Annotated in this window: 16 protein-coding genes, 1 pseudogene and 1 riboswitch; of the genes and pseudogenes, 5 read left to right on the top strand and 12 right to left on the bottom strand. The window is 73.5% G+C overall.

The features are described from left to right. Positions 1-117: 117 nt before the first annotated feature. From BN2279_RS31400 to BN2279_RS06230, 4 genes and pseudogenes are all read right to left on the bottom strand, one after another. Positions 118-1,157, bottom strand: a pseudogene (locus BN2279_RS31400) (M23 family metallopeptidase). Between the two features lie 3 nt (positions 1,158-1,160). After that, positions 1,161-1,348: riboswitch (cyclic di-AMP (ydaO/yuaA leader) on the bottom strand. Positions 1,349-1,666: 318 nt separating this feature from the next. After that, positions 1,667-2,890, bottom strand: coding sequence for a dipeptidase (locus BN2279_RS06240; protein WP_059007233.1), 1,224 nt, complete (start codon positions 2,888-2,890; stop codon positions 1,667-1,669). Further along, complete coding sequence (gene purE / locus BN2279_RS06235) at positions 2,887-3,408, bottom strand: 5-(carboxyamino)imidazole ribonucleotide mutase (protein WP_059007231.1); 522 nt, start codon at positions 3,406-3,408, stop codon at positions 2,887-2,889. Before purE ends, BN2279_RS06240 begins: the two co-directional genes overlap by 4 nt. Next, the gene (locus tag BN2279_RS06230; RefSeq protein WP_059007335.1) at positions 3,405-4,541 is read right to left on the bottom strand and encodes a 5-(carboxyamino)imidazole ribonucleotide synthase; all 1,137 of its coding nucleotides are present in this window, start codon (positions 4,539-4,541) and stop codon (positions 3,405-3,407) included. Before BN2279_RS06230 ends, purE begins: the two co-directional genes overlap by 4 nt. 141 nt (positions 4,542-4,682) lie before the next feature. Here BN2279_RS06230 and BN2279_RS06225 point away from each other — a divergent pair, with 141 nt between their 5' ends. Then, complete coding sequence (locus BN2279_RS06225; RefSeq protein WP_059007334.1) at positions 4,683-5,177, top strand: GtrA family protein; 495 nt, start codon at positions 4,683-4,685, stop codon at positions 5,175-5,177. 19 nt (positions 5,178-5,196) lie between these two features. Here BN2279_RS06225 and BN2279_RS06220 read toward each other — a convergent pair whose 3' ends face one another. The 4 genes from BN2279_RS06220 to BN2279_RS06205 all read right to left on the bottom strand — a co-directional run bounded on the left by BN2279_RS06220 (position 5,197) and on the right by BN2279_RS06205 (position 8,289). Then, positions 5,197-6,453 carry an ATP-binding protein gene (locus BN2279_RS06220; RefSeq protein WP_059007228.1) on the bottom strand — a complete coding sequence of 419 codons (1,257 nt, stop codon included), beginning with the start codon at positions 6,451-6,453 and terminating at the stop codon, positions 5,197-5,199. Positions 6,454-6,468: 15 nt separating this feature from the next. Next, positions 6,469-7,146, bottom strand: coding sequence for a response regulator transcription factor (locus BN2279_RS06215; protein ID WP_059007226.1), 678 nt, complete (start codon positions 7,144-7,146; stop codon positions 6,469-6,471). 71 nt (positions 7,147-7,217) lie between these two features. Continuing rightward, entirely contained in the window at positions 7,218-7,730 is a 513-nt protein-coding gene (locus tag BN2279_RS06210) for an ATP-binding protein (RefSeq protein ID WP_059007224.1), read from the bottom strand. 178 nt (positions 7,731-7,908) lie between these two features. Next, on the bottom strand, positions 7,909-8,289 hold the full coding sequence (locus BN2279_RS06205) for an STAS domain-containing protein (RefSeq protein ID WP_059007222.1): 381 nt from the start codon (positions 8,287-8,289) through the stop codon (positions 7,909-7,911). A 248-nt stretch (positions 8,290-8,537) separates the two neighbouring features. Here BN2279_RS06205 and BN2279_RS06200 point away from each other — a divergent pair, with 248 nt between their 5' ends. Together BN2279_RS06200 and BN2279_RS06195 are read left to right on the top strand one after the other, a co-directional pair. Next, on the top strand, positions 8,538-9,404 hold the full coding sequence (locus tag BN2279_RS06200; protein WP_059007220.1) for an RNA polymerase sigma factor SigF: 867 nt from the start codon (positions 8,538-8,540) through the stop codon (positions 9,402-9,404). Between the two features lie 130 nt (positions 9,405-9,534). Then, entirely contained in the window at positions 9,535-10,218 is a 684-nt protein-coding gene (locus tag BN2279_RS06195; protein WP_059007218.1) for an MOSC domain-containing protein, read from the top strand. Here BN2279_RS06195 and BN2279_RS06190 read toward each other — a convergent pair. The 3 genes from BN2279_RS06190 to BN2279_RS06180 form a co-directional block, all read right to left on the bottom strand. Then, positions 10,208-10,597, bottom strand: a complete 390-nt coding sequence (locus BN2279_RS06190) for a VOC family protein (protein WP_059007215.1) — start codon at positions 10,595-10,597, stop codon at positions 10,208-10,210. The genes BN2279_RS06195 and BN2279_RS06190 overlap by 11 nt on opposite strands. Before the next feature lie 127 nt (positions 10,598-10,724). Further along, entirely contained in the window at positions 10,725-11,240 is a 516-nt protein-coding gene (locus BN2279_RS06185) for a putative immunity protein (protein ID WP_059007213.1), read from the bottom strand. A 65-nt stretch (positions 11,241-11,305) separates the two neighbouring features. Continuing rightward, complete coding sequence (locus BN2279_RS06180) at positions 11,306-12,652, bottom strand: formimidoylglutamate deiminase (RefSeq protein WP_079031907.1); 1,347 nt, start codon at positions 12,650-12,652, stop codon at positions 11,306-11,308. A gap of 161 nt (positions 12,653-12,813) precedes the next feature. Between BN2279_RS06180 and BN2279_RS06175 the strand changes: the two genes are divergently transcribed. Both BN2279_RS06175 and BN2279_RS06170 read left to right on the top strand, forming a co-directional pair. Then, entirely contained in the window at positions 12,814-14,148 is a 1,335-nt protein-coding gene (locus BN2279_RS06175; protein WP_059007209.1) for a type III PLP-dependent enzyme domain-containing protein, read from the top strand. 39 nt (positions 14,149-14,187) lie between these two features. Further along, positions 14,188-14,619, top strand: a complete 432-nt coding sequence (locus BN2279_RS06170) for a hypothetical protein (RefSeq protein ID WP_059007332.1) — start codon at positions 14,188-14,190, stop codon at positions 14,617-14,619. 300 nt (positions 14,620-14,919) lie between these two features. Here BN2279_RS06170 and BN2279_RS06165 read toward each other — a convergent pair whose 3' ends face one another. After that, positions 14,920-16,311 (bottom strand): cystathionine beta-synthase, encoded by a 1,392-nt coding sequence (locus BN2279_RS06165; protein ID WP_059007208.1) that lies wholly within the window; start codon positions 16,309-16,311, stop codon positions 14,920-14,922. Positions 16,312-16,324 lie beyond the last annotated feature (13 nt).

Here is a 16,324-nt window from a genome sequence, read left to right as displayed (position 1 = left end):
TCCCGGCGGTGTCGGTGCCGCCGGCGGTTCGCGCCTGCCGGCGGCAGGCTCCTGTGAACGTGACGAGGCCCCGCGCCGGGGGTGCCGGGGCGGGGCCTCGTCGTGGTGACGGATGCCTCAGAGGGCAACGCCGTGCTCCCGCAGGTAGGCCAGCGGGTCGATGTCCGAGCCGTACTCGGGGCCGGTGCGCACCTCGAAGTGCAGGTGCGGGCCGGTCGCGTTGCCGGTGGCGCCGGCGAGGCCGATCTGCTCCCCGGTGCCCACCGTCTGGCCGACGGTGACGGAGAGGACGGACAGGTGGGCGTACTGGCTGTAGTGGCCGTCGGCGTGCAGGATGACGACCTCGTTGCCGTAGGAGCTGCTGGTCCGGGCCGTGACGACCTCGCCGGAGGTGATGGCGACCACGGGGGTGCCGGTGCTCACCGGGAAGTCGACGCCGGTGTGGTAACCGGAGGACCAGTTGGAGCCCGCGACGGCGTACGCGGTACCGACCGCGCCACCGACCGGGGCGGTGAAGCCGGTGCCGGTCTCGTCGGCCGGGGCCGGGGCGGGCTCCGGCTCGGGAGCGGGCTCCGGGGCCCGGCTCGCCCGGCTCTTATACACATCTCCCAGCCCACGAGACAGGCAGAAAGATCGTATGCCGCCTCAATTGTAGTCTCAGTGAGTCGCTGTTACGTCCGTGTGCGCTCTTTCTGTACTTACTCTGCCCCCTCCATTATCTACACTACCCTCTTGTTCGGCAGCGGCAGATGGTTAGAAGAGACAGGGGACAGTTCCTGACCGGGGTGGATCAGGTCGGGGTCGCCGCCGATGACCTGGCGGTTGTCCTCGTACAGCCGCTCCCAGCCGCCGTCGACGTCCTCGGCGTCGGCGATCCCGGACAGGCTGTCGCCCTTGACCACGGTGTACGTCCGGTACTCGCCGGAGCGGTCCGAACGGTCCGAGCGGTCCGCGTCGTCCCGGTGGTCGGAACCGGCGGGGGGGGGGGCGGGAGCGGCGGTCGCGGCGGGGGCCCGCTGGGCCGCCGGCGGCGCGGCGCTCGCTCCGCCGGGGGCGAGGAGCGGCAGTGCCACGCCGGCGCCGCCCGCCGTCAGCATCAGGGAGATGCGCGAGGTGCGCCGTACGCGCTGGCGGCGGTGACGTCCGCGTGCGGACATAGGTGTGCTCCTCTCCAACGCCTGCGAGGTGAGCTGTCGGGTTCGGGCCGGAGTAGCCCGGCCACCGTCCGAATTCGGTTTGGGCGACCGAATTCATGGGTGGCTTCACCCCGAGCCGGTGCGAGTGGAACAGCCCCGGCGGAAAGTGGGTCCCCCGCTCCTGTCAGACGGAATTGCTGCGTTTCCGCCTCCGGTGACAGGACTCGGCGTCCGGGAGCGGCTCGCCGCGGATGCGGCGCGGCCAGAACGGTAAACCTATGAATTCACGGAAGACAAGAAATCGGGCGCAGTCGTTCCTTGATCGGAAATACCACCCCGGCCTTTTCGCCACGCCCCGCGACGGGACATGAACACCACGTAAGGGGCAGATTTCCGGCGGATTGCTCAACTACCCCCGGATAAACCGCTGTTGAGCCAGACGGCGGAACGGGCGGGCGACGCCGGGGCCCACCCGCACCTCGGTGAGTGACCTCGGTCACTACGCCGCCGTGCCGCGCCTTATGCCCGTTTCATCCCTGCCGCTCGGGCGGATCGGGCGCGGTGAACGTCGCGAGCGTGGCGAGCGACGGGCCGCGCCGGGCCGACAGGTCGCGGGAGACGGCCTCCGCGTCCCGCAGCACCCGCACCGCGTTGTGCCAGGTGAGCTTCGCCAGGTCGGACGGCGACCACCGCCGCTCCAGCAGCTCCGCGATCAGCGCCGGGTAGCCCGCCACGCTGTCCAGCCCGTCGGGCAGGAACGCCGTGCCGTCGAAGTCGCCGCCGATCCCGATGTGGTCGACGCCCGCGACCTCCCGCATGTGGTCCAGGTGGTCCGCGACGGTCGCCGCGGTGGCCCGGGGACGCGGGTGCTCCGCCTCGAACGCCCGGTGCGCGCGCATGGCCGGCTCGGTGGTGTCCAGCGGGTGCAGGCCGTGGGCCCGCAGGTGCTCCCTCGCGCGCCGCGTCCACGCGGCGGCCTCCGGCAGCACGAACGCCGGGACGAACGTCACCATCGCCACCCCGCCGTTCGCGGGCAGCGCCGCCAGCACGTCGTCCGGGACGTTGCGCGGGTGGTCGCAGACGGCCCGCGCCGAGGAGTGCGAGAAGAGCACCGGCGCCTCGCTCACCCGCAGCGCGTCGCGCATCGTCGTGGCGGCGACGTGCGAGAGGTCCACCAGCATCCCGACGCGGTTCATCTCCCGGACCACCTCCTCGCCGAACGCGCTGAGCCCGTCGTGCCGCGGCTCGTCGGTCGCCGAGTCCGCCCAGTCGGTGTTGTCGTTGTGGGTGAGCGTCATGTAGCGGACGCCGAGGAGGTGGAAGGCGCGGAGCGTGGCGAGGGAGTTGGCGATGGAGTGGCCGCCCTCGGCGCCCATGAGGGACGCGATACGGCCCTCCGCGCGGGCCGTCTCCATGTCGTCGGCGGTGTACGCGGGCCGCAGGGCGTCCGCGTACCGCTCGTTCAGGCGCCGCACGACGTCGATCTGCTCCAGGCAGGCGCTGACGGCGGCGTCACCGGCGAGGTCGGTGCGCACGTACACCGACCAGAACTGCGCGCCGACGCCGCCCGCCCGCAGCCGGGGGAGGTCGGTGTGCAGGTGGGCGCTCAGGTCGGTGGCGATGTCGCGGCGGTCGAGGTCGTAACCGACCTGCTCGCGCAGCGCCCACGGCAGGTCGTTGTGGCCGTCCACCACCGGGTGCTCGGCCAGCAGCGCGCGGGCGCGGTCCAGCGAGCCGGGCCCGGCGGGGCTCACGCGCCGCCGCCCGCCGCGAGGGAGGCGCGCAGGCGGCGGCCCTTCTCGGTGGCCTGCGCGTTCAGGCCGCGCTGGAACTCCCGCATCCGCTCCAGCAGCTCCGGATCGTGCGCGGCGAGCGTGCGCACGGCGAGCAGTCCGGCGTTACGGGCGCCGCCGACCGAGACGGTGGCGACGGGGACCCCGGCCGGCATCTGCACGATGGACAGGAGGGAGTCCATCCCGTCCAGGTACTTCAGCGGCACCGGCACGCCGATGACGGGCAGCGGGGTGAGGGAGGCGAGCATGCCCGGCAGGTGGGCCGCGCCCCCGGCGCCCGCGATGACCGCCTTCAGCCCCCGACCGGCGGCCTGTTCTCCGTAGGCGACCATCTCGTGCGGCATGCGGTGCGCGGAGACGACGTCCACCTCGTACGGCACGGCGAACTCGTCCAGCGCCTCGGCCGCGCCGCGCATCACCGGCCAGTCGGAGTCGGAACCCATCACGATGCCGACCAGCGGCGAGGGGGTGGTGCTCATTCGTCGATGATTCCTCGGAGGTAGTCGGCGGCGTGCCGGGCGCGGTCGCGCACCTCGGCCAGATCCTCGCCGAAGGTGGTGACGTGGCCGACCTTGCGGCCGGGCTTCACGTCCTTGCCGTACATGTGGATCTTCAGCCGGGGGTCGCGGGCCATGCAGTGCAGGTAGCCCTGGTACATGTCGGGGGCGTCGCCGCCGAGGACGTTGGCCATCACGGTCCAGGGGGCGCGGGGGCGCGGGTCGCCGAGGGGCAGGTCGAGGACGGCGCGCAGGTGGTTGGCGAACTGGGAGGTGACGGCGCCGTCCTGCGTCCAGTGCCCGGAGTTGTGCGGGCGCATCGCCAGCTCGTTGACGAGGACCCGGCCGTCGGCCGTCTCGAACAGCTCGACCGCGAGGTGGCCGGTGACGTCCAGCTCCCGGGCGATGGTGAGCGCGAGGCGCTGGGCGGCGACGGACAGGTCGTGCGGCAGGCCGGGCGCGGGGGCGATGACGGTGTCGCAGACGCCGTCCACCTGGATCGACTCGACCACCGGGTAGGCGACGGCCTGGCCGTGCGGGGAGCGGACGACGTTGGCGGCCAGCTCGCGCGTGAAGTCCACCTTCTCCTCGGCCAGCACCGGCACGCCCGCGAGGAACGGCGCGGTGGTCGAGGCCGCCTCGGCGGCGGACCGGATCACCCAGACGCCCTTGCCGTCGTACCCGCCGCGGGTGGTCTTCAGGACGACGGGGAAGCCGACGGCGCCCTCGTCGTCCTCGGCGAAGCGGCGGACGTCGGCGGGGTCGGCGACGACGCGGTGGCGGGGGCAGGGGATGCCGAGCGCGGTGAGGCGGGCCCGCATCACGCCCTTGTCCTGGGCGTGGACGAGCGCGCCGGGCCCGGGGCGGACGGGGACGCCGTCGGCCTCCAGCGCCCGCAGGTGCTCGGTCGGGACGTGCTCATGATCGAACGTGATCACGTCGCAGCCCCGGGCGAACGCGCGCAGGGTGTCGAGGTCGCGGTAGTCACCGACGACCACGTCGTTCACGACCTGGGCCGCCGCGTCACGCGGAGTGTCGCTGAGCAGCCTGAACCTGATGCCGAGCGGGATGCCCGCCTCATGGGTCATACGGGCGAGCTGACCGCCTCCGACCATGCCGACCACGGGAAAAGTCACGGGCCCAGCGTATCGGCAGCGCTCTGACGTCGGTCGATGGGCCGTGGCGTGGGTGCCGCGCGACGGGCGGCACCGCCGCCGGCCGGGCCCATGGGGGGCGGTCTGGTTAGCATGGCCGGTATGAGCGACCGGCGCACGCTGCGCGACCGTCTGCGCGGCATCGCCCAGGAGGCCGCGAAGTTCGGCACCGTGGGCGCGTTCGGCTTCCTCGTGAACGTGATCGTCTTCAATCTCTGCACGCAGGCGGCCGGCCTGGCGCCGGTCCGTTCGGGCGTGCTGGCGACGTCGGCGGCGATCTGCGCGAACTACGTGGGGAACCGGTACTGGACGTACCGGCACGCCGACAAGACGGGCCGCAGCCGGGAGGCGGGGCTGTTCCTGCTCTTCTCGGGCGCGGGCATGGTGATCGAGAACGGTGTGCTGGCGCTGTCGCACTACGGCCTGGGCTTCACGTCACCGCTGGCGGACAACCTCGCGAAGAACGTGATCGGCCTGGGCATCGGCTCGCTGTTCCGCTTCTGGTCCTACCGGACCTGGGTGTTCCGCACGGCCCAGGCTCCCGCCCCCGCGCCCGGCTCCGAACCGGCCGCGACGGCGGGCACGGCGGCCCGCTGACCGGCCCGCGCCCCGGCGGTCAGTGAGCCGCCTTGCCCAGGCCGTCCGCCTCGCGGCTCAGGAACAAGGCGAAGATCGGCGGGCGCTGCTGGAGCAGCTCCAGCCGACCGCCGTCCGCCTCGGCCAGGTCGCGGGCCACCGCCAGGCCCAGACCGGTCGAGTTGTGGCCGCTGACCGTCCGTTCGAAGACGCGGGCGCCCAGCTCCGGGGGGACACCGGGGCCGGCGTCGGTGACCTCGATCACCACCTGGTTGCCGGTCGTCCGGGTGCGCAGGGCGACCGTGCCGTCGCCGTGCATCAGGGAGTTCTCCACCAGGCACGCCAGCACCTGCGACACCGCCCCGGGGGTGCCCACCGCGCGCAGGCCCGGCTTGCCGGAGTGGACGATCGCGCGGTTCGCGCTGCGGTACGCCGGGCGCCACTCCTCGATCTGCTGGATCACGACCTCGTCGAGGTCGAAGCCGACCGCCGAGCCGAGGCGGGCGTCGCGGGCGTTCGTCAGCAGCCGCTGCACCACGTCCGTCAGGCGTTCCACCTGCGACAGCGCGATCGTCGCCTCCTCCTTGACGGTGTCCGCGTCCTCCGTCGCGATGATCTCCTCCAGCCGCATGGTCAGCGCCGTCAGCGGTGTGCGGAGCTGGTGGGAGGCGTCGGCGGCGAGGCGGCGTTCGGCGGTGAGCATGCGCGCGATCCGTTCCGCGCTGGAGTCCAGGACGTCCGCGACGCGGTCCAGCTCGGCCACGCCGTAGCGGCGGTGGCGGGGGCGCGGGTCGCCGGAGCCGAGGCGTGCGGCGGTCTCGGCCAGGTCGGTCAGCGGCGCGGCCACGCGGTGCGCCTGCTGGACGGCGAGGAGCGCGGCGGCGGCGACGGCCAGCAGCGAGACGACGAGGATGATCGTGACCATGCGGCCGATCTCGTCGCTGACCACGCTCTTGGAGTGGCTGACGGTCACGGTCTCGCCGTGCACACCGGTCTCGGTGGCCTCCATCAGGTCGCCCTCGGGCCGCGCCCCGAGGACCACCGGCGCCTCACCGGCCAACTGGATCTTGACGAAACGATCGGCGGGCGCCACCGGGCGCATCTCGTCGGCCGTCACCGGCTCGCCGGCCGCGATGCGGCTCTCCACGTCGCCGAGCAGCCGGGCCACCTCGGCGTCGAGGCGGTCCTCCGCGCTGGACTCGATCGAGCGGGCCTCGACCACGAACAGGGAGATGCCGAAGACCGCGATGACCACGAGCACCACGGCGAGGGTCGAGTTGATCAGGCGGCGGCGCACGCCAGGAGTCCTCCGTCAGCTCTTCTCGAAGCGGAATCCCACTCCGCGGACCGTCGCGATGTAGCGGGGGTTGGCGGCGTCGTCGCCGAGCTTCTTGCGGAGCCAGGAGATGTGCATGTCGAGGGTCTTCGTGGAGGACCACCACGTGGTGTCCCACACCTCGCGCATCAACTGCTCCCGCGTGACGACCCGGCCGGCGTCCCGGACGAGGACCCGCAGCAGGTCGAACTCCTTGGCCGTCAGGTGCAGTTCGTCCTCGCCCATCCAGGCGCGGTGCGATTCGACGTCGATGCGGATGCCGTGCACGGTCGGTGCCGGGGCGGCCTCGGCGGTGCCGCGCCGCAGCAGGGCCCGGACCCGGGCCAGCAGCTCGGCGAGCCGGAACGGTTTGGTGACGTAGTCGTCGGCGCCCGCGTCGAGGCCGACGACGGTGTCCACCTCGTCCGCGCGGGCGGTCAGGACCAGCACGGGCAGCCCGAGTCCCTCGGTCCGGAGTCTTCGGCAGACTTCGAGCCCGTCCATGCCGGGCAGTCCGAGGTCGAGCACGACCAGATCGACGTCGCCCCGCAGCCCGGCCCGCAACGCTCCCGGGCCGTCCTCCCGCACCTCCACCTCGTATCCCTCGCGGCGCAGCGCTCGCGCCAGCGGCTCCGAGATGGACGCGTCGTCCTCAGCGAGCAGTACTCGGGTCATGGGCTGATGGTAGACGCCCGCGGGTGAGCCGCCAGGGTCACGGAGGCCCGGAGCCGGTCTCCGGGCGCTCCTCAGTCACCGGCCGACGGCCCGGACAGCTCCGCCCAGACGGTCTTGCCCGATCCGTCCGGGTTCTCGGTCACGCCCCAGTCGAGGGAGAGACGCTGGACGATGAACATGCCGTGTCCGCCGGGGCTTCCGACCCGGCGCGTGGTGGCCGGAGCGGGCGCCCCCGCGCCGCCGTCCGCCACCTCGACGCGGAGCAGCTTGCCGCTCCGCCCGACCCGGATCTCCTCGGGGCCGCCGGCGTGCAGGCACGCGTTGGTCACCAGCTCCGAGACGACCAGGAGGACGTCCTCGGCGACCGCGCGCTGCTCCTCCGATACGGACGGCAGCCAGCCCCAGTCCCGCAGCGCCTCGCGCGCGAACTCCCGCGCGAGGGACACGACCCCCGCCGCCCCGGCCAGCGACAGCGCGCGCGTCTGACGCGGCGACTCGGGCTCGGTGGGCGGAACGGGGGCTACCGACGGGGCGGGCGGATCAGGGCCCGGATCTCCCGCCGGATACGGCTGGGTCATACCCATACGCGCTCCCCTCACCGCATCGCCGTGTCTCCGGATGACCATGCCGAGTCGTCCCAGTGGCCCGGCGTGCCTGAACTCCTGCCCTGACGAGCGGGGGCCACACCCGCCCGTTCCCGGTAATCCCGGTAATAGTGTGACCCGCCGACCGGTGACGCGCACGGCGTCCCGAGCGCGGACCTCATTCGGCCGGAAGGGCCGCGAGAGCCTCGTCGAGACTGTCGTGCACCACGAAGACGGAACCGGCACCTGTTATCTCGAAAACGCGGGCGACATTCGGCCGCATTCCGGCCAACTGCACCTCTCCACCCACCGTCTCCGCTTCCAGCCGCGCGGCGAGAAGCACGTTGAGTCCGGTGGAGTCGCAGAATTCGAGCGCCGAGCAGTCGATAACGATCCGGGAACAACCGTCCGCGACGCAACGGTCGAGCGCCGCGCGAAGTTCACCGGCGGAGTGGTGGTCGAGCTCGCCGATCGGCGAGACCACCGCACCTGTACCCACGCGCCGCACTTCGACCGTCAGTTGGCGCGGGGTTCGTTCACCCTGCATCCCGCGGTCCATGCAGCCCCCTTCATTCTGGAGCCCGTTCCTGGCTAGGTTCGAACCTTAGCCCCTGACGGGATCGCTCAACAGCCGAACAAGACGGACAAAGAGCCCAATTCGGTCCTAGCAGACTTGCCATCGTCACCGTACGCCGGGTAGGTCTAGAACACATCAGTATCCCCACGCCGGCTTTGGAGGCGCCGCACCCCGTAGTGCACCTCACGGCTTCGGCAGCCATATGCCGAGACGATTCGGAGGACCCCCCCATGTCACCCGCCCCTGAGACAACCCACCAGCCCGGCAGCGGAGTCACTGCCCCCGACGAGGACGTGTTCGCCTCGCTGCCCGACCTCCCCCACTACGACACGGTGGCGCCGCCCGACGCGCGCGCCCTGTCCAAGAGCCTGTTCGTGCGCCTGCGGACCCTCGACGAGGGCACCCACGAGTACGCGTACGTGCGCAACACCCTGATCGAACTCAACCTGGCCCTCGTCAAGTTCGCCGCGGGCAGGTTCCGGTCCCGCAGCGAGCCGATGGAGGACATCGTCCAGGTCGGCACGATCGGCCTGATCAAGGCGATCGACCGGTTCGAGGCGGACCGCGGTGTGGAATTCCCCACATTCGCGATGCCGACGATCATCGGCGAGATCAAGCGTTTCTTCCGCGACACCTCCTGGTCGGTCCGCGTCCCCCGGCGGCTCCAGGAACTGCGCCTGGACCTGGCCAAGGCCGGGGACGAGCTGTCGCAGAAGCTGGACCGCTCCCCCACCGTGGCCGAGCTGGCCGCGCGGCTGCGGATCAGCGAGGACGAGGTCGTGGAGGGCATGGCCGCGTCGAACGCGTACACCGCCAGCTCGCTGGACGCCCAGCCCGACGACGATCCCGAGGGCGCCCTGGCCGACCGGATCGGTTACGAGGACCACGGCCTGGAGGGCATCGAGTACATCGAGTCCCTCAAGCCGATGATCGCGCGGCTCGCGCCCCGCGACCGGCGGATCCTGTCGCTGCGCTTCGTGGCGAACATGACCCAGTCCGAGATCGGCGAGGAACTGGGCATCTCGCAGATGCACGTCTCCCGCCTGCTGGCCCGGACGCTGGGCAAGCTGCGCCGCGGGCTGATGGCCGAGGACTGACCCGCCGCCGCCGCTCGCGCCCTGCCGGGGGCCCGCCGGACCGCTCAGGTCCCACGGGCCCCCGCTGCTGTGCCGGGATCGGCCGGAATCCCCTGCGCGGCCGGCCGGGGGCGGCGTCTAGGGTGACGGCATGCTGAGCACCCTGCTGTCCGTGAACCTCGGCCGGGCCGCCGCCTCGGCGAGGACCGAGTCCCCCGACGGCCTGACCGGCATCGACAAGCGGCCGACGCCCGACCCGGTGGCGGTCTCCGCGCCGGGCCCCAAGGGCACGGGCGGCAGCGGCCTGGCCGGGGACACGATCTGCCACCTGCGCCACCACGGCGGCGACGACCAGGCCGTCTACGCCTACGCCCGCGAGGACCTGGACCACTGGGAGACGACCCTCGGCCGGAAGCTCACCAACGGCGTCTTCGGCGAGAACCTCACCACCACCGGCATCGACGTCAACGACGCCCGCGTCGGGGAACGGTGGCGGATCGGGCCCGATCTGCTGATCGAGGTCACCTCCCCGCGCATCCCCTGCCGCACCTTCGCGACCTGGCTGGACGAGCGCGGCTGGATCAAGCGCTTCACGAACGAGGCGCTGCCCGGCGCGTACTTCCGCGTGATCCGGCCGGGCGTGATCCGGGCCGGTGACCCGATCGAGATCGTCCACCGGCCCGGCCACGAGGTGTCCGTCGCGTTCCTCTTCCGCGCCGGGACCACCGAGCCGGAGCTGCGCCCGCGCGTGCTGGCCGCCGGTGACGCGCTGCACCCGGAGATCCTGCGCAAGGCCCGTAAGTGGGCGGCCGAGGGCGAGCGCGTCAGCCGTTGAGGGCCTGGAGGATCTGCGGGTAGTTCCCGTCGGGGTCCTCCACGGTGGCGAGCACCACCGGGTCGCCCGGCGCCGGGTCGGACACCGGCCGGATCCAGCGGACGCCCAGCTCGTCGAGGCGCGCGGCGGCGGCCTTGATGTCGTCCACCTGGAAGGTGAGCAGGGCCCGGCCCGGCTCGGCCGCCTTCGGGGCGACGTCGTCGCGGCGCTCGAAGATGAGCGTGGAGCCGCCCACCTCCAGCACGAGCCCCGGCCCGCCCGGCTCGGCCTCCGGCGCGAACGCCGCCCGGTACCAGGCGTGCAGCCGCTCGGGGTCGGTGCTGCCCAGCACCACGCCGCCCAGGCGGGCGGTGGCGGTCTGGTCGTTGTTCTCGGTCATGTCGGTCGCTCCTCGCCGATCGGTGAACGGGCGACGGTGGTCGCCCCTCCACCAGACCGTCCCGGACGCGAAAAGTCATCGATCGCCGGGAGACCGGTCGCCGCGGGTCCGGCGGCGGGCGGCGCCGTCAGCAGTCGAAGACCGACCAGCAGATCTCGTTGCGCGAGCGCTGGTCGTCCAGGACGAGCGCGCGTATCGGCTCCGGGAGCTGTGCGCGCTGCCAGCGGCACTCCAGCCGTCCGGCGCTCTCCGCCTCCGCCGCGGGCGCCGCCGCGCGCACCGCCTTGATCGCGTAGGCCGCGGCACCCAGCTCATGGGCGGCGACATGCGCCACCACCGCGGCCTGGCCGGCGGCGAACGCCGCGTGACGGGCCGCACCGCTCAGCACTCGCGCCGCGGCCATGGCGTGGCCGCCCGCCGCGCGGGACTCGGACATCGTGATCTCCCCCCGGGCCCAGGCCCGGATCCGCTCGACCGCCCGGCGAGGCCGGGGGTCCGAGGGCCGCGCCGCCTCGAAGAGCGGGAGCACGTGCTCCGCGCAGATGGCGGCCCACAGGGCCAGGAGCCGATGGTCGGAGTCCGTGAGCGTTCCCCCGCGGCGGATGGTGATGAACCGGGGGTCACGCTCCTTGGGCAGGATCACGGCTCCGACCGTACCGCGACGCCCGCCCGTCCGTCATCGGCGGAACCGGGCACGGACGGTGGGGTCTAGCGGGCGGCGCCCAGGGCGGCGATCGACCGGGTCAGGGCCCTCGGGACGTCGGGCACCAACTGGTGGACGCCGTCCCGCACCACATGCCGCCCGCCGACGACGGTGTGCCGGACATCGGCGGCCGTCGCGGCGAACACCGCCGCCTCGGCCGCCAGCCGGGGCGGCGGGCCGGCGGTGCGGACGGAGTCCAGGGCGACGGTGGTGAAGTCGGCGAGGCCGCCCGGTTCGAGGCGCCCGGCCTCCGGCCAGCCGAGCGCCGCGTACCCGCTCTCGCCGGCCGCGCGCAGGAGCTGGGCGGCGGTGAAGTGGCCGCGCACGCGGCTGCCGAGACGTTCGTGCATCTCCACACCGCGCGCCTCGGCGAGCATGTCGATGACGGCGTGGCTGTCGCTGCCCAGGCACAGCGGGCTGCCCGCGGCGCGCAGCGCGGCGGCGGGGCCGATGCCGTCGGCGAGGTCGCGTTCGGTCGTCGGGCACAGGCAGACGGCGGTGCCGGCGCGGCCGAGAAGGCCGATGTCGTCGTCGGTGAGGTGGGTGGCGTGCACGGCCGTGGTGCGCGGGCCGAGGACGCCGTGGTCCGCCAGCAGACGCGCCGGGGTGCGGCCGTGGGCGCGGTGGCACGCCTCGTTCTCGCCGGGCTGCTCGGAGAGGTGGACGTGGAGCACGGCGTCCCGTTCGGCGGCCCAGGCCGCGACGGTGGCGAGCGCGTCGGCGGGCACGGCGCGCACCGAGTGGACGGCGGCGCCGACGCGGGCGGTGTCGCCGCCGCGCAGCGCGGCGGCGCGTTCGGCCCAGGCGTCGGCGGTGCCGTCGGAGAAACGGAGCTGCGACGGGTCCGGCGGCTCGCCGAAGCCGGCGGACAGGTAGCAGGTGTCCAGCAGCGTGACGCGGATCCCGGCCGCCGAGGCGGCGGCGATCAGGGCCCGGCCCATGGCGTTGGGGTCGCCGTACCGGGCGCCGCCCCGGTCGTGGTGCAGGTAGTGGAACTCCCCGACGCACGTGATGCCCGCCAGCGCCATCTCCGCGTAGACGGCGCGGGCGAGCGCGAAGTACGAGTCGGGGGTCAGCTCCTGGGAGAGCGCGTACATGGAGCTGCGCCACGTCCAGAAGGTGCCGCTGCCGATCTGGACGCTGGAGCGCAGCGCGCGGTGGAAGCAGTGGCTGTGGGCGTTGGCGAAGCCGGGCAGGGTCAGGCCGCGCAGCGCGACGGCCCCGGGCGGGGGCTGCGGGACATCGGCGCGCGTCGCGGTGATGTGCCCGGTGGGCGCGGTGGTGATCAGGACGCCGGGCTCGACGGTGTCGTTGAGCCAGGCGTGCTCGGCCCAGTAGGTCTGCGCGGTCAGGGACACCCGGACCTCCCCTCGGTGACCGGCCGGACACGGCTGCGTGCCCCCGCGAGTACCCCGGGAACGGCCCGGCGGAAACCGCCTCCGGCGCACGGGTTCGCCGGATTCTTCCCGCTTTCCGTCCCCCTTTCGTCCGCCGCCCGTGCTTGGCTGGCGGCATGGAGCTGTCCTCCCGGCGCGACGCGGCCGTGCGGGCCGTCGTCGCCCGCCGGCTTCTCACCGACGACCACCCGCTGGTCGCCCTGCTCGACCTGCGGGCCGTCGAGGAGGCGGCCCGCGCCCTCCACGCCGCCTTCGGCGCGGTGCTCGCGCCCGGCGGCCGGCCGGTGCTGCACGCCTTCGCCGTCAAGGCCGCGTCGCTGGTGCCCGTGCTGCGGCTGCTGAACGGGCTGGGCCTTGGCTGCGAGGTCGCCGGCCCCGGGGAGCTGGCCCTGGCCCGCGCCGCCGGGGTCGCGCCCGGCCGTATCGTGCTGGACTCCCCCGCCAAGACGCCGTCCGAGCTGCGCGAGGCCCTCGCGCTGGGCATCGCGCTCAACGCCGACAACCCGCAGGAGCTGGCCCGGCTGGACGATCTGCTCGCCACGCGGCCCGCGCCGCCGGGGCCGGTGGGACTGCGGATCAACCCGCAGCTCGGCGGCGGCAGCATCGACGCGATGAGCACCGCGACCGTCACGTCCAAGTTCGGCGTCCCGCTCCAGGACCCCGGGGCCCGCGCCTGGATCCTGGCCGCCTTCCGCGACCGGCCGTGGCTGACCCGGCTGCACTGCCACGTCGGCTCCCAGGGCATGGCGCTGGAACGGATGGCGGCGGGGGTACGGGTCACCTACGAGCTGGCCGAGGAGATCAACGCGGCGGCCGGGCGGCGGCAGGTCGACACCCTCGACATCGGCGGCGGCCTGCCGGTGAACTTCGCGTCCGACGCCGTCACCCCGTCCTTCGCCGACTACGCCCGCCTGCTGCGCGACGCGGTCCCCGGGCTGTTCGACGGCCGGTACGGGCTGGTCACCGAGTTCGGCCGGGCGCTGCTGGCCAAGGCCGGGACGATCGTGGCCCGCGTGGAGTACACCAAGTCGGCGGGCGGCCGGCCGATCGCCGTCACCCACGCGGGCGCGCAGGTCGCGGTCCGCACGGTGTTCGTCCCCGAGTCCTGGCCGCTGCGCGTCGCGGTCTACGACGCCGAGGGACGGCCCGGGACGGGCCCCCGCGTCCGGCAGGACGTCGCCGGGCCCTGCTGCTTCGCCGGGGACCTGGTGGCCCGCGACCGGCCGTTGCCGCGCCTGGCGCCGGGCGATCTGGTCGCGCTGCTGGACACCGGCGCGTACTACTTCTCCACGCCGTTCGGCTACAACGCGCTCCCCCGGCCCGGCGTCTACGGCTGCGCGGACGACGGGGCCGGCGGGAGCGCGTTCAGCACGCTGCGCCGCCCGCAGACGACGGCGGAGCTGATCGCGGAGTACGGCGGGCCGCCCGCCGGAAAGGGGGGTTACCCCTAGTGCCGCCGGGTCCCGGCCCGCCGTACGGTGTGGGTCATGATGAGTGGCCGTGACCCCGAGCTGAACCACGACTCCGACCTCGGGCGGGAGCTGGACGCCGCCCTGGAGACCCGCAAGGAACTCGGCGCGTCCTATGAGGCGGAGCTGGTCGAGTCGTTCCTCGCGAAGGTCGAGCAGCGCATCGACGCCACCGTGGACAAGCGCGTGCGCCGCCAGCTCGCCGAGCAGCAGATGGTCATCGCGCGCGGCGGCCGTCCGGCGCCGGGCAGCGGCGAGAGCCACGGGCCGGGCGCCGCGTTCGGCCTGGCCGCGCTCTCCCTCGTGCTGGCGATCCCGCTGTCCGCGATCGCCGCCGCGCAGACGGGCCTGGCGGGGATCTTCGTGTGCTGGGCCGGCATCGTGGGCGTCAACGCCTGCTACGCGGGCGGCAAGCTGTTCAACCGCGGGGCCCGCCGGGAGGACTGGGACTGAACGCGCCCGCCGCCCGCCATCGGCGGGCGGCGGCGATGCGCGGGAGGCGCGGAGGAAGAGGCTGGCGGGGACCGCCGCACCCCGGTGAAGTCACCAGGGGCGGGACGACGGCGGTCCCCGCGGGGACACGGGCCGGGTCGGGGCCTCGCGTCCGGGCGACCAGGGAGGTCCGGGAGCCGCTCCGGAGGTCCTTGGTGCCGACATCCAGAACTCTGCCGGACCGGTGTTAACGACGCGTTGCCCGGCCGTGACACTTCGGGATCTCTTGCCCGACGCCCCAACGGCGGGCCGCCTGACCTGTCACTTCCCGTCGTCTCCGCCCGCCAGGAACGCCAGCAGGTCCTGCCTGCTCACGACGCCCGTCGGCTTGCCGTCCACGAGCACCACCGCCGCGTCCGCGTCCCGCAGCACGGCCATCAGGTCGCCCACCGGCTCACCGGACCCGACCTGCGGCAGCGGCCGGCTCATGTGCTCCTCCAGCCGGTCCGCCAGGGCCGCCTTCTGCGTGAAGAGGGCGTCCAGCAGCTCGCGTTCCACGACCGAGCCGACGATCTCGGCCGCCATCACGTCCGGGTGCCCGGCGCCCGGCTTCACCACCGGCATCTGGGACACGCCGTACTCACGCAGCACCTCGATGGCCTCGCCGACCGTCTCGTCGGGGTGCATGTGCACCAGGGACGGCAGGCCGCCCTCCTTGCGCCGCAGCACGTCCGCCACCCGGGTCTGGGGCTCGCCGCCCTCCAGGAAGCCGTAGTCGGCCATCCACTCGTCGTTGAAGATCTTGCTGAGGTAGCCGCGACCGCCGTCCGGGAGCAGGACGACGACCACGTCGTCCGGGCCGAGCCGCCGCGCCCCCTTCAGGGCGGCGGCGCCCGCCATCCCGCAGGACCCGCCGACCAGCAGCCCTTCCTCGCGGGCCAGCCGCCGCGTCATCCGGAAGGACTCCTTGTCGGAGACCGCGACGATCTCGTCCGCGATGTCCCGGTCGTACGCCTCGGGCCAGAAGTCCTCGCCGACGCCCTCGACGAGGTACGGCCGCCCGGAGCCGCCGGAGTACACCGAGCCCTCGGGGTCGGCGCCGACGATCCGGACCCGCCCGCCGCCGGCCTCCTTCAGGTAGCGGCCGGTGCCGGTGATGGTGCCGCCGGTGCCGACGCCCGCGACGAAGTGCGTGACGCGGCCCCCGGTCTGCCGCCAGATCTCCGGGCCGGTGGTCTCGTAGTGGGACCTCGGGTTGTCCGGGTTGCTGTACTGGTCGGGCTTCCACGCGCCGGGCGTCTCGCGGACCAGCCGGTCGGACACGTTGTAGTACGAGTCGGGGTGCTCGGGATCGACGGCCGTGGGGCAGACCACGACCTCGGCGCCGTACGCCCGCATCACGTTGATCTTGTCGGAGGAGACCTTGTCGGGGCAGACGAAGACGCAGCGGTAGCCCTTCTGCTGGGCCACGATCGCCAGGCCGACGCCGGTGTTGCCCGAGGTCGGCTCGACGATCACGCCGCCGGGCCGCAGCGCCCCGGACCGCTCGGCCGCCTCGATCATCCGCAGCGCGATCCGGTCCTTCACCGAGCCGCCAGGGTTGAAGTACTCCACCTTGGCCAGCACGGTGGCCGCGATACCGGCCGTGACCTTGGTCAGCTTGACCAGGGGGGTGTTGCCGACAAGGTCGATCATCGACTCGTGATACTGCACCTGGGTCTCCGCA

Source organism: Streptomyces specialis (genome assembly GCF_001493375.1).
Classification (GTDB): domain Bacteria; phylum Actinomycetota; class Actinomycetes; order Streptomycetales; family Streptomycetaceae; genus Streptomyces; species Streptomyces specialis.
This window is presented reverse-complemented; position numbering and strand designations above follow the sequence as displayed.